This window comes from Anabaena sp. UHCC 0451, assembly GCF_034931405.1.
Classification (GTDB): domain Bacteria; phylum Cyanobacteriota; class Cyanobacteriia; order Cyanobacteriales; family Nostocaceae; genus RDYJ01.
The window spans coordinates 104,981-118,166 of the sequence record NZ_JAYGHA010000019.1; the positions used below are offsets into that span (position 1 = coordinate 104,981).

Here is a 13,186-nt window from a genome sequence, read left to right on the forward strand (position 1 = left end):
TAAAGGAGGAACAAGCTCACATAAGATTTACTAGGATTGCTATATTATCAATTTATCCGCAATTTACATTACTAATTATGGGTGAAGCCAAACGTCGTAAAACCACACTAGGAGAACAATACGGTCAAGACAATCGCATTTTACCTTGGGTTCCCATCACCAAGTCTCAAGCTGAACTATTTGTGAGTTTGACAACTCGTGGAGCCTGGATTGGCATTGGCCTGATGGTTGTAGTATGGGTGACAATCCGTTTTATCGGACCAGCCTTTGGTTGGTGGGAAGTAGTTTTTTGACCCATAATCTGGGTTATGGGGTGTAGGAAAAAATGATCTTGAACTCAACTTCACGCTCCTCACCCTTCTCTTCCCCTGTTTTAGCTATTGAATATCTCGAAAACTACTGCCTAAATGGCTATAACCTCATCCTTAATTCAGCTATCTTGAGAGGATGTTTATAGATTTGGGTTTTTCTGGGTTTAAATATTCAGTAGAGAATGTCACAATCTCCAGTTATGGCAGTTGCCAAGGTAATGAGGACAATCTTAAATTCTGGAATCTTGCTCAAACAAGTTTTGTAAACAGCTGACTGCTGTGAGGGTGTAGCATTGCTAAAGCCTGACTGGCTGGGCAATTGCTATCAATCCTCAGATCAAATCCCTAACTGGTTTATTTATCAGGTACGAATCACAACTAAATTCACCAAAACGAAAATAGCAATAAAAAGGCGGAAAGTTACGTTAGAGTAAAGAAATACTGCTAATTCAGTTCAAGATTACCTATAGAGGTTTAATATCCAACTGTTTCGAGGTTGACTAGCAGGAGATTTGAGTTAGGCTGAAAGCTGATTGTTTAAAATACTCAGGAGACTAAAACCAAACATATCAAAACAATGTTAACTGTACTAGTTTTATCTGAGATTTATATCTTGTAAACTGAATAGTTTGATACGACATATAGGATAATTATCCATTACCCTAAGCAGGGTAACTAAACCACAGACTTAACTATCTTTTAGGAATTGTAATGAATAGCTTACAATACCAAAGGATAGGAAAATCTAAAGAAAATATAAAGGATACTCAAATGACTGTGGTGTCTGGAGGAAAAAAGTGTTTCTGAGACTGGCACATGAACATAGACAATTTGTCCAAGACTTGGTAATGAATTTACAAGCCTTAGCAATTGTATTAGAGCGCAGCGGCTACCCAGCCTCTTGCTATACCTGTGGCGACCAAATGAACAGTGCTTCATTTATGGTCAGCTTAGGTGACAATCACCTGATTCGCTTTTTGGTATCAGATTACGGAATTACTTGGACTGAAATGCGAGATGACCGCGAATTGATGAAATTAGAAGGTGCAGAAGCAATTAACCAATTGCAGGAACTAGCTAATCTTGTCAAGCAATCTATACAAACTTCTACAGGTCATAAAACCCTTGTTAAGAAGTGATAACTTGCCCAAGAGAATCCAGTATTGGTCCGTAGAGATATTCTGCCGGAACGTCTGTACAGCAGTAAAACTCTCTTGGCGCATGAGTTTTTCATGCTTCTGTCTATATTTATCTGCAATACACTGTAGTAAATATGTTCTAGTTTTTTGGTAATTGGCAATTGGTGATAGCGGTTTTGTTTGTTGAACGTCTACCACCCATTCACCATTACCGTAAGGCATCTGTTAAAATCTGATGGGTAAGAATTAAACCAATTACTCGGAAGATTAAAGATGAATCAAGAAACACCAAGCCAACCAAAATTACCACCCAGTAGCGCCATTGACAGGGTGACAAAAACTGAACTAAATAATTGGTTTGAGTATCCTGTGAGAGTACAACCTCATCATACAGATTATGCAGGAATTGCTTGGCACGGTACTTATTTAACTTGGATGGAAGAAGCGCGGGTAGAATGTTTGCGCTCTATAGGTATTGATTTTGCTGATTTAGTGGCGTTAGGTTGTGACTTACCAGTTGTAGAATTGTCAGTACGCTATCATCGTTCACTGCAATTAGGAATGATGGCGCTGGTAAAAACTCGGATGCTGGAAGTAACTGGTGTGCGGATGAACTGGGATTATAAAATTGTTTCCCCTGATGATCAAGAATTATATGTTACTGCTCAGGTAACGCTAGTGGCATTAGACAGAGAAAGAGGTAAAATTATGCGTCAACTACCTCCAGCGGTTAAAGATGCACTAGCTAAAATTTCGGCATCAAACAAGTAAGATGAGAGCAGAGGAGCAGGGGAGCAGGAGAGAAAATCAATTATTACTAATTACCAATTATGAATTACTTACTAGCTGGTGTTTGTGAGAAGCTTTGGGTAAACTGTGTAATTTGATGCAAAACATCTTGGGGTGTAATCCCAAAACCGAAGTATAATAAAATTACGATAGCTGCAAAAGTAATGGCAGTTTTAATGGTAGTTTTTACTAATTTCCACAGGATGACAAATATTATCCAAGCGACTATTAAGGTAATGATCATAATATCAGAGTCTTAAAAATCATTATTGTTAAATAAGCTATCTATTATAAACGAAAATGGCAAGATAAAAAGTTTATAAAAAATTAATTTCAGTTAAGGATTATTGTCAGGTGTAATGTACTCCCCAAGCTGTGCAAAACGTATTTCTATCCTTCTGCGTTTTTGGTTGGGATATCTATTTATTGGAGCAAATTTTTCATCATCAGGTAGTAACAGTTGTGCTGCTGAATATGCTCGAAATTGCATTTCTTTAAACCGACCTGATTTTTTTTGTTTTTGTGCTTTTTGTAGTTCCTTGACTACTGCTAATGCACGCATTAAACCCAAATCAGCATTAGAACCAGGACATAAAATAGCAACATTTTTAGTTCCTTGTGCTACATATTCTAAATTTTTATCTAAATTGCCACCTCTTTCATTATCACATTTGAGTAAACCAAGCGCCTGTCCATCAGTATGGCCAATTACTTCAATTACGTCAACTTGTTTATCACTTTTTGCTAAGTTAGCAATATTCTCCTCAATCAATTTTAAAATAACTCCATCTTTGCCATTGCGAATAATATCATATTTCAAATTTTGGGGCAAAACTGCACTACCTGATAAAAAACTATATTTATTTGCTGGAAGAGAAATAATTAGGGGTTTATTATTTTTAGATATGGGATCATTAGAGGTGTCTGTTGATGCTTTAGCTACAAAAAACAAAAGCAGTAATGTGATAATCATAAACGCGTTGGACATCAAATCTGTAAAAGAAGTCCAAATAGTGAATGTTTCAGGGGGCGTGGAAGTATTTCTATTTCTTCTTGACATATTCAATATTCAAATTGAATTAGTTGTGTGATTGTTGATTTTTTGGAGAAGAATTTAATAATATAGATAAATTATTATTAATCTGTTGCATTAATTGAGTGTTATAATTAAGTTGATTAGCGATAGTCTGTAATTGATTAACTTGATTATTTAAAGAAGTTGTAACTTGATCTACATTAGTTTTAAATGACGTTGTAGATGTTGAAAGTGTATTAGCAACAGTCGTGAGATTTTGTTGATTATTTACAATGAGAGTTTGTACTTGTGTAGACAATTGTGTAGAGTTGCTCACTAAAGTATCACTCAAGGTTGTTAAATTATTAAAAGATGCGGCTGATGCAACTAAAGATGATGTCATATTATTAAACTTCTGAGTTAATGATTCTATTTCTTTAGTAGCTTGGTTTAAAGTCGTAGATCCTGTTTGCATTGTTTGAGAAGATTGATTAATAATAGTTTGAAAATTAGTGGTTGATGTATTGACTGTATTGGCAGCTTTAGTTACAGCAGCTTCAAATTTTTGAGTATTTTGATCTAAACTAGATAAAAAGGTTTTCAATGTGTTATTGTAATTATCAATACTCTCCTTTAATTCATCAATTTTGCCTTTTGTTCGTAGTAAATGCTCAGTATCTATATAATGTTCTAATGAAATGAGAAAATTATCCTTTTCTATATCCAAATCAGACGCAGGATAAGATTTGACCAAAAACATACTACAACCTAATGCTACTAAGCTACTTATGAAAGCTATTGCCATTGAACTAATAATATTTGGCAATATTTCTTGTATGTTTAGTTTTCCTGCTGTATTAGAACTAATAAAAAATAGATTCAGAGAAATACCAGTAAATGTCCCCAGTAGTCCTATTGACAGGAGGAAGTTAGGTAAAGATTGATAATCACGTTTGTTTTTTTCCCATTGTTTAAAACTATTGTTTTCCGCACATTTATTATCAATTAAAGCTAATCTATTAATCGTTTCTTGATTTGGCCTGTTTTGTTGATAAAATTTATCAATTTGTACCCTAATTTCATCCTCTCTTGATTTAAGTTCCTTTTCTAATTTTTCCTTTGTTTGTTTACCCTTCCATGTCAATATAATCGTACCAAGGGCAAATACAATCACTAATAAATATGACAAAAATGGCTGGATTGATGGTATCTTTGCTGAAACAATAATTAATATTATACTAATAGATAGTATGGTGATTTTAGTTGGTGTGTTCATAAACTTGTCGTTTAACTAATTACAGGTATAGCCAAAAATAAATGTAAGCAACTTGCAACCCTTATATAGACTAAACACAACAAGTCTTTACAAAGTTACCCTGTGATTGACCACCAAATGAATTGCTTAATATTAAAGCTAAGTGTTGCTGACTATAACATACTCCGTATAGTATAATATAGAATATGTAATATTTCTCAATCTCTGGTTCGTGCTGAGATGAGGGTAGGGATAATCTCTGTGCTGGTGGTGCTTTATGAATACAGGAAGCTTAGAAGTAATTACTGGAAAGAAGAACAAGAATTACCAACTAACCAAGGAACTGGGAGAAGGTGCTTTTGGTACAATTTATCTAGCGCAGGATGATGATGGCCAAGAATACGCAGTTAAAAAGTTTACTTTTAATAGTAGCGAACAAAGTCAGCTTGACTTAGCATTAGGTTTGTTTAAAAGGGAAGTAGAAACTTTAGAAAAGTTAAATGGTCATCCCAATATTCCGAGATTTGAGGAATATATAGAAAAAAATAATGAATTTTACTTTGTTCAACAATATATTCCTGGTAAAACATTAAGAGAAGAAATTAATAATTGTAATAATTCCATACCTTTTAGTATTGATAAAGCAATTGAGATATTGAAAATTTTATTAAATATCCTCGTTTATATTCATGCAAAAGATATTATCCATCGAGATATTAAACCAGATAATATTATGATAGATATAGATAATATCGAAAATTTATTTTTAATAGATTTTGGTGCTGGGAAACAACATATTACTAATAAGACACAATTAAAATCTGCAACTCGGATATATACAGAAGGATATGCACCTCCTGAACAAAAGATTGGTAATCCCAAAAACAATAGTGATATTTACGCAGTAGGAATAACAATCATTGAATTAATTACAAGAATAAATCCTGAGCAGGAAAATATTAATGATGATTGGCATAAAGGCATTAATATTAGTAATGATTTAAAAGATATTTTATGCGAGATGATTGATGATGACTATAAACTTAGATATCAATCAGCGCAAGATGTAATTAATGCCTTAAACAAGGTTTCATCTGGAACTGCAACTGTTTTACAGAACACACAAATTATCCCAAGTAATAAATCTCACAGTTTAAATAAACAATCAGTAACGGATATGATTTTTTTTGGTGTTATTTTCACTGGTATATTCATCGTTATATTCAATGCAGCTATGTTAGCTAATCTTCAAAAAAAACAACATCAAACTCCTGTACCTACAGTAAACAGAAAAATATCAAAATAAAAATAACAACCCAAGACTACCTAAAAAACAGTAAAATGATGGGTAAATAAAATAAATTAAGATCCCCGACTTCTTGAAGAAGTTGGGGATCTAGTCTTAACCCACAGAAATAACTTGCGGTTGAGTTACTAACTTTTCCATAGCTGTGAAAACTTCTTGTCTAGCCCATTTATCTGCTGCCAAAATGTCATCTAAAGAGAGATTTTGTTTGTTATCATTTTGATGGCGATCGCACACAAATTCAATACACTTCGCAATATCCAAATAGTGAATCTTCTCTTCTAAAAATAGCGCCACAGCTTGCTCATTTGCCGCATTTAACACAGCCGGCATAGAACCACCAGCCCTTCCCGCAGCATAGGCTAAACCCATACAAGGATACTTTTTATGATCTGGTTCACGGAAAGTTAAATCACCAGATTTTACTAAATTCAATCTTTCCCAATTAGTGTAAACTCGCTCCGGCCAAGATAAAGCATAAAGCAAAGGTAAACGCATATCTGGCCAACCCAGTTGAGCTAAAACTGAAGTATCTTGTAACTCAATTAACGAGTGAATAATACTTTGAGGATGAATGACAATTTCGATGTTGTCATAATCTACTCCAAATAAATAATGAGCCTCAATTACTTCCAAACCTTTATTCATCAAAGTTGCCGAATCTACAGTGATTTTTCGCCCCATTGACCAGTTAGGATGTTTAATAGCATCAGCAACTTTCACTTCTGGTAATTTTTCCACAGGCCAATCTCGGAAAGCACCACCAGAAGCAGTCAGCAATATCTTTCTTAAACCATCTTTAGGAACACCTTGCAGACATTGGAAAATCGCTGAATGTTCTGAATCGGCTGGTAATAGTTTCACACCGTGTTTTTCCACCAAAGGTAACACCACAGGAGCGCCCGCAATGATAGTTTCCTTATTCGCTAAAGCAATATCTTTACCAGCTTCAATGGCAGCAATAGTTGGCAATAAACCCGCACAACCGACAATACCAGTTACAACGGACTGAGCATCACCATAACGCGCAACTTCGATCACTCCTGCTTCCCCAGCGAGTAAAATAGGTTGAGGATTCAAGTCTTTAATAGCTTCTTTCAATTCCGGTAACTTTTCAGCCGCAGAAATAGCCGCGATTTGGGGACGAAACTGGCGAATTTGCGCCGCGAATAACTCCACATTCCGTCCCGCAGCTAATCCGACAATTCGGAACTTATCAGGGTGTTCAGAGACAATATCTAAGGTTTGAGTACCAATTGAGCCAGTAGAACCAAGGAGAGTAATAGCTTTCACAATTTTTTAATAATTAACGCTAATTTTAAATATAAATTGCTGAGAGGATGTTTTAAAAGTTTATGGCGATTAGTAAAGATGCCTCCGGAACGCTCCGCGAACGCTACTATACAAACGAAGTCCTAACGAAAAATTGAGAGTTTGAAACCCATGAAGATGGGTTTTGTCTGTGTAGCCGCGACTTAGAGTCGCCAAGGCTTTAGCGATACGCTACACAAACTAAGTCCACCTCCGTGGACTAACGAAAAATTAATAGTTTGAAACCCATGAAGATGGGTTTTGTCTGTGTAGCCGCGACTTATAGTCGCCAAGGCAAGTAATAAATTAGACTAATTTCCTGATTTTTTGAGAACAGAATTAATATCACGCTCTATAATTTGGCTACAAGAACCTGGACGCTTATAAATACAAGTTCCTTGCCAACATTTTTGCAAAGTATAGTTTTGATATTGAGATGGTATAGAACTATTACCAATAATGTAGTTAAAACCTGCTTTTAGCTCTGCAAAATCTGCTGCTTTCTCTACTGGATATATAGGAACATTTTGATGTAAATAGGTATAGCCTCCTGATAAAGCCCAATGAATACCCCAAAGCCCAAGTCCGCAAATACTATTTTCTTTACTTAAACTTTGTAAAGCTAGTAAATTATTAGCTGCACCATATAAATGTGTATATTCTAAATTAGTACCAAAAGTAGAAAAAGTCAATGAATTATAAATATTAAAGCGGCTCAATAAAGCCACAGAAGTAGAAGTCCAAACTAAAAGACAAAGTAATATGGCGATTAGTATTTTGGGGATTGAATTCCATCGGCGAGATAAACTTAAAACTAATTCTCCAGTACCAAGCCCTGCTAATATCATCAGCATTGGTAATGCTGGATAAATAAAGCGATATTCTTTATGAGCCAGTAAACTATGGGACAAAATAACCACTAATACCAACCATCCTAAAATCGGGCTACGACGTACACCTATAATAGCCAGAATCAAGATAGGTATAGAGAACCAAGACCAACTTTTTAGCAAGAAAATAAAATATTCATACCAAGGAGAAACTCCATAAAGTTTACTTTTACCTTCTACAACATTCACCCAAATGTTTAACCAAAAAGATTGAAAAGGATAAGACCAAGTAAAAGCATCAACAGTACCAAAGATAAGTATAGGGACTATCATCCCTGCTATCATTGGCAACCATTTTTGCCGCCAATTTGTTCTACAAATATAGATAACTGCAAAGCCAATGAGTGGTAGAAAATGTATTCTTAATGCTAATGCTATTCCTAAAAAGCAACCTGCTAAAAATAACCGCTTTCGTAATTGAAAATGGTTTCTGAATATTCCTAAATAGACTCCAGGTAAAAAGAAATGAGTTGCTATAACTTCGGTAAAAGCTTTAGGACTAAAATAAACTAATTCAAACCAAATAGTACAAATTCCCGCGCAAATAAAAGCTGTAATTATTCCGCCTATCTTTTTTCCCCATACATAAGCTACTAAGATATTGCTTAGAGAAAGTAGAGATAAAAAGATATTAATTCCTAGTAAGTATCCATAAGAACCTTCTCCTAGCCAAGCCGTGAGACGCATGATACCTGCGAGAATTCCTGGTAATACCCAAGAACGAATCCCGTCTCTAAATTCCCAAGTCACTATCCCATTACCAAAAACAAGTCGGTGTGCAGGTTCTTGAGTTTGGAAAATCTCATCAGCCCAAAATATATTGGGAAATTTTAAGGATATACCAACGCGCAGGATTAATGCTGATAAAATCAAGATACTCAGTAGTAAATGATCCAGTTTAAAGTTGCGATTCATCTGTTGTTTTAACTAAAAGAAGTTATATACCCTTGGAAATAAATTTATAAATCATCATTTCCAAAAGACACACATGAACTATCAACTTCTACTGCTGGAGTAAATGAATTGCAGAAATTGACAACAGCACAATTAATCTCAAATTCATCAGGGTGAGTACATTCTAATTTGACATAAAAAGCACATTCTTCACAAATACTCTGACATGATACTGCTTGCAATTTACTAGAGTCTGACATAGTTCAAAATCTTCAAAGAAAGATAAAACCCACTACATTGTGTGTAATATAGTGGGTAATAGCAGTAACAAACAATGTCATTCCAATCATCTGTTATTTATGTAACTAATTTCATTTTTTCATGTAAAAACTGCATCGTTTTCTTGCATTTATTTTAATAGTTATTCGTTGTTGTACTATTTTTAGCAGCTTGTTTACTTAACACCTCTACCGCTTTAGCAAATTGCGGATCTTCTAAAGTAGCGAATTTATCTCTTTCCTTTAACCACAAATCTTGTTTTTGAGCATCAGTTAAATCCACTACTACATCTGGATCAATACCATGCTTGTTAATATCTTTACCACTAGGTGTATGATACTTAGCTATTGTCACTGCTAATCCTGAACCATCTTCCAAAGGACGCACAGACTGTACTAAACCCTTACCAAAAGTTTGTGTACCAACTATTGTCGCCCGTTTATTGTCCTGCAACGCACCGGAGAGAATTTCACTAGCACTAGCTGAACCCTTATCAACCAATACTACCAAAGGTTTAGTCGTCAAAGCTCGACCCCTGGCTACTTCCCGTTCCTGCTCACCTTGACGATTAATTGTAGAAACAATGGTTCCTTTATCTAACCACATCCGGGCAATATCTATACTAGAAAATAATAACCCGCCAGGATTACCGCGCAGATCTAAAACGTAAGCAGATACTCTTTTATTCTCTAATTTATTAATCGCCTCTTTCATTTCTTTGCCGGCATTAGCACTGAACTGATTCAAGCGAATGTAACCAACATTACCTGCTGGAGTTTGCTTTTCAGAAAACTTAACTGGATGAATTTCAATCCGCGCCCGTGTGATGTCAAATATTTTTTGCTTACCATCCCGCAAAATTTTCAGCTTTACGTTGGTTCCTGCTTCACCCCGAATTAAAGAAACAGCTTGGTTAGTGTCCATGCCTTGAGTGCTTTTGCCATCAATTTCCAGGATGACATCCTTAGCGAGAATTCCCATTTTAAAGGCAGGTGTATCTTCGATTGGGGAAATCACAATCAATTGCTTAGTTTTTTCATCCTGACTGATAGTGATACCAATTCCTGTGAGTTCTCCAGAGGTATCAACCTGCATACTCTTGAATTCCTCTGGGTCCATAAACCGGGTGTAAGGGTCTTCAAGCCTTTTCAGCATTTCCCTAATGGACTTATAAGCTTCCTGCTGATTACTGTAGGACTTGCTTAAATATTCTTTACGAACAGCTTGCCAATCTACCTGATTAAAAGTCCCGTCTACATATTGACGGTAAACAATTTGCCAAACCTCGTCTATCAATTCCTTGGGACTTGCTTTAAATAAAGCCTGACCACGGGAGTGAATGCCAAGACTCGTAACCGCAATTGTAGAAAGCGTCACTGCTGTAGCACCTAAAACAAGTCTACTTTTTGTAATCACCATAATTACAGCTGTGCCAGAGGAAAAATTTATTGTCAGTATGCCCAATCTAACACAGGAATTGGGAATTGGGGATTGGGGATTGAGGATTGGGAATAGAAGAAAGAAAGTTATTCTCCTCTGCTCTCTTTTCTGTCACCTGTCACCTGGTTCACGGTTCTACCCAACGTCCATCGGCTTTAATCAGATTAATTAACTCTTCTACACCTTGATTTTCTGGGACTTTTTTAATTTCATCCCGACCACGGTATAAAGAAATATAACCGGGAGTTTTGCCAACATAACCATAGTCAGCATCAGCCATTTCTCCAGGTCCATTGACAATACAACCCATAACGGCAATATCTAAACCTGTTAAATGTTTGGTTGCTTCCCTGACTGTGTGTAGCACTTCTTCTAGATTAAATAAAGTTCTGCCGCAAGAAGGACAAGCGACATACTCAACCATTGTTTTCCGCAAACCTAAAGCTTGCAGAATGCTGTAACAAACAGGAATTTCTTTTTCTGGTGCTTCGGTTAAGGAAACGCGGATGGTATCACCAATGCCATCAGCTAACAATGTGGCAATTCCGGCTGTAGATTTAATTCTGCCATATTCGCCATCGCCGGCTTCTGTGACACCCAAATGTAAAGGATAATCCATCCCGAAATCATCCATGCGTTTGGCCATTAACCGATATGCAGCTACCATCACGGGAACTCGTGAGGCTTTCATGGAAATGACGATGTTACGAAAATCCAAAGATTCACAAATGCGGATGAATTCTAAGGCAGATTCTACCATCCCTTCTGGAGTGTCACCGTAGGTAAATAGCATTCTTTCTGCTAAAGACCCATGATTTACGCCAATACGCATGGCTTTACCTTGGTCACGCAAGGAAATGACCAATGGTGCTAAGGTTTCGCGGATTTTTTCGCCAATTTCATCAAATTCAGCTTTTGTATATTCTGTACGGGTGGTGTTTGGTTTTTCAAACACATACAAACCTGGATTAATCCGCACTTTTTCAATATGTTTAGAAACTTCCAGGGCAATTTTCATGCCGTTGTGATGGACATCGGCAACAATGGGAACATCACGGTATGTTTTAATTAATTTTTGTTTAATTTCCGCCAAGGCTTTGGCGTGTCCTAGACTGGGAACTGTAACGCGGACAATTTCGCAGCCGATTTCATGGAGACGACGAATACCCGCTACAGAACCATCAATGTCTAGGGTATCTTCGTTAATCATTGACTGTACAACCACTGGGTAGCCTCCCCCAATGGTGACATCTCCCACCTTGACAGGACGGGTTTTGCGGCGTTTGATGGCTGTATCAAATGCAGGTTGACTAGATGCTGTGTTGGTAGTTTCCAGAGTCGGTAGAGTTTGCATAGCCTCAACAGGTAGATTTTCTGTAGCTAAAATATCAGATTGCAAGGTGTTCTGTTTCTCAGATTGCCATAGTTGGGGCTATTTTGGGTAATGGAGTGGCTAAAAAAAGGAAATATGTACCTTTTAAGAAAGTGGCGATCGCTATTTTAATTTATCTATACTAAGTAGGTAGGTAGGTAGGTAAAATTAAAGATTAGGAGTTACGCATTGACAATAAACGTAAAATATGTGTTGCCGCCAAACCGCATCTTTCGTAGGGGTTTAGCATTGCTAAACACCTACAATACTGGTCTATTTACAATCAAAATCATCATAGATAAAAGCCTGAAATAACCTATTTTTACAATTAATTATATTAAATACTATAAATAAACAAATTTTAAATATCTAAAGCACCCTAATAAATTATACTGTAAATACGTAAATATTCAGCTATAGCAATCGTTCATACCCAGATCCCCGACTTCTAAGATCAATGTATCATTTATCGACACAATAAACAAAAGAAGTCGGGGATCTGCTCGCCTCACCTAAATTCTTACATAAATCCTCAAATCCTGGATATCCTGATTCAGACAAAATAAAGTGCGTTAAACCCTCAAACATCCAACGCACTCTAATAAACCATCCTGAAAATCCTGATATGGCTACGCCACGCTTCGCTATCAGACAAATATCAAACCGCAGTTTCTACAGGATTAACAACAAGCTTCTTTACTGCTAAACGCTTCTTAGCTTGTCTCATCAACCCTAGAGCAAATAGAGAACCGACTGTGGGGATAGTTGCACCACCGGGAATGTCGAAGGGTACGGGAGTGGCAGCATTACTACTATACGAAACTACTAGGTTTCCTTGTGGTCCCCACACTAGCCTAGTATTTAACCCGTCCAAATTAATATAATTAAATCGACTGCCGGTACCTCCTAACATTACCTGATACCTCGTTCCATTTGTAGGCGTTCCAATTCTATAAGAAAATCTGTCATTTGTAATGACACCATTATTAACTGTAAAACTATTTTCTTCGGGACCTGTTCCTCCCCTAGCAGCTAGGTAAGAGAAGAGAGAAAAGGGAGCGGGAGCGGCGGGGTTGACATTTAATCCAGCAGGGTAAGATGTGATGATAATGTCGGTAGCTGCGCTTGTCGCATTGTCTGCTAATCCCTGAATTGTACCCGTTACATTACCTGAAACATTACCTG

Annotated in this window: 13 protein-coding genes; 4 read left to right on the forward strand and 9 right to left on the reverse strand. The window is 36.5% G+C overall.

Annotated elements, in window-relative coordinates:
* Nucleotides 1–77 precede the first annotated feature (77 nt).
* The 3 genes from VB694_RS14950 to VB694_RS14960 all read left to right on the forward strand — a co-directional run bounded on the left by VB694_RS14950 (nucleotide 78) and on the right by VB694_RS14960 (nucleotide 2,221).
* Nucleotides 78–293: a DUF2839 domain-containing protein gene (locus VB694_RS14950; RefSeq protein WP_323361110.1), complete on the forward strand. Its 216-nt coding sequence runs from the start codon at nucleotides 78–80 to the stop codon at nucleotides 291–293.
* Nucleotides 294–1,108: 815 nt separating this feature from the next.
* A complete protein-coding gene (locus tag VB694_RS14955) occupies nucleotides 1,109–1,450 on the forward strand; it encodes a DUF1815 family protein (protein ID WP_323361111.1) in 342 nt (113 codons plus the stop codon).
* 273 nt (nucleotides 1,451–1,723) lie between these two features.
* On the forward strand, nucleotides 1,724–2,221 hold the full coding sequence (locus VB694_RS14960; protein WP_323361112.1) for a thioesterase family protein: 498 nt from the start codon (nucleotides 1,724–1,726) through the stop codon (nucleotides 2,219–2,221).
* 64 nt (nucleotides 2,222–2,285) lie between these two features.
* On the opposite strand, the gene VB694_RS14965 is transcribed toward VB694_RS14960, so the two are convergent.
* From VB694_RS14965 to VB694_RS14975, 3 genes are all read right to left on the reverse strand, one after another.
* Nucleotides 2,286–2,483, reverse strand: coding sequence for a hypothetical protein (locus tag VB694_RS14965; RefSeq protein ID WP_323361113.1), 198 nt, complete (start codon nucleotides 2,481–2,483; stop codon nucleotides 2,286–2,288).
* 93 nt (nucleotides 2,484–2,576) lie between these two features.
* Nucleotides 2,577–3,212, reverse strand: coding sequence for a flagellar motor protein (locus VB694_RS14970; RefSeq protein ID WP_323361114.1), 636 nt, complete (start codon nucleotides 3,210–3,212; stop codon nucleotides 2,577–2,579).
* Between the two features lie 106 nt (nucleotides 3,213–3,318).
* A complete protein-coding gene (locus VB694_RS14975) occupies nucleotides 3,319–4,530 on the reverse strand; it encodes a hypothetical protein (RefSeq protein ID WP_323361115.1) in 1,212 nt (403 codons plus the stop codon).
* Between the two features lie 256 nt (nucleotides 4,531–4,786).
* Between VB694_RS14975 and VB694_RS14980 the strand changes: the two genes are divergently transcribed.
* Nucleotides 4,787–5,815: a serine/threonine-protein kinase gene (locus tag VB694_RS14980; RefSeq protein WP_323361116.1), complete on the forward strand. Its 1,029-nt coding sequence runs from the start codon at nucleotides 4,787–4,789 to the stop codon at nucleotides 5,813–5,815.
* Nucleotides 5,816–5,911: 96 nt separating this feature from the next.
* Here VB694_RS14980 and VB694_RS14985 read toward each other — a convergent pair whose 3' ends face one another.
* The 6 genes from VB694_RS14985 to VB694_RS15010 all read right to left on the reverse strand — a co-directional run.
* Entirely contained in the window at nucleotides 5,912–7,108 is a 1,197-nt protein-coding gene (locus VB694_RS14985) for a 1-deoxy-D-xylulose-5-phosphate reductoisomerase (protein WP_323361117.1), read from the reverse strand.
* A gap of 329 nt (nucleotides 7,109–7,437) precedes the next feature.
* The gene (locus VB694_RS14990) at nucleotides 7,438–8,931 is read right to left on the reverse strand and encodes a mannosyltransferase (RefSeq protein WP_323361118.1); all 1,494 of its coding nucleotides are present in this window, start codon (nucleotides 8,929–8,931) and stop codon (nucleotides 7,438–7,440) included.
* 44 nt (nucleotides 8,932–8,975) lie between these two features.
* Complete coding sequence (locus VB694_RS14995; protein WP_323361119.1) at nucleotides 8,976–9,170, reverse strand: hypothetical protein; 195 nt, start codon at nucleotides 9,168–9,170, stop codon at nucleotides 8,976–8,978.
* A 154-nt stretch (nucleotides 9,171–9,324) separates the two neighbouring features.
* Complete coding sequence (gene ctpC / locus VB694_RS15000) at nucleotides 9,325–10,608, reverse strand: carboxyl-terminal processing protease CtpC (protein ID WP_323361120.1); 1,284 nt, start codon at nucleotides 10,606–10,608, stop codon at nucleotides 9,325–9,327.
* Nucleotides 10,609–10,756: 148 nt separating this feature from the next.
* On the reverse strand, nucleotides 10,757–11,983 hold the full coding sequence (gene ispG, locus VB694_RS15005; RefSeq protein WP_323361127.1) for a (E)-4-hydroxy-3-methylbut-2-enyl-diphosphate synthase: 1,227 nt from the start codon (nucleotides 11,981–11,983) through the stop codon (nucleotides 10,757–10,759).
* Between the two features lie 676 nt (nucleotides 11,984–12,659).
* On the reverse strand, nucleotides 12,660–13,186 hold a 527-nt coding region (locus VB694_RS15010; protein ID WP_323361121.1), incomplete at its 5' end, for a hypothetical protein.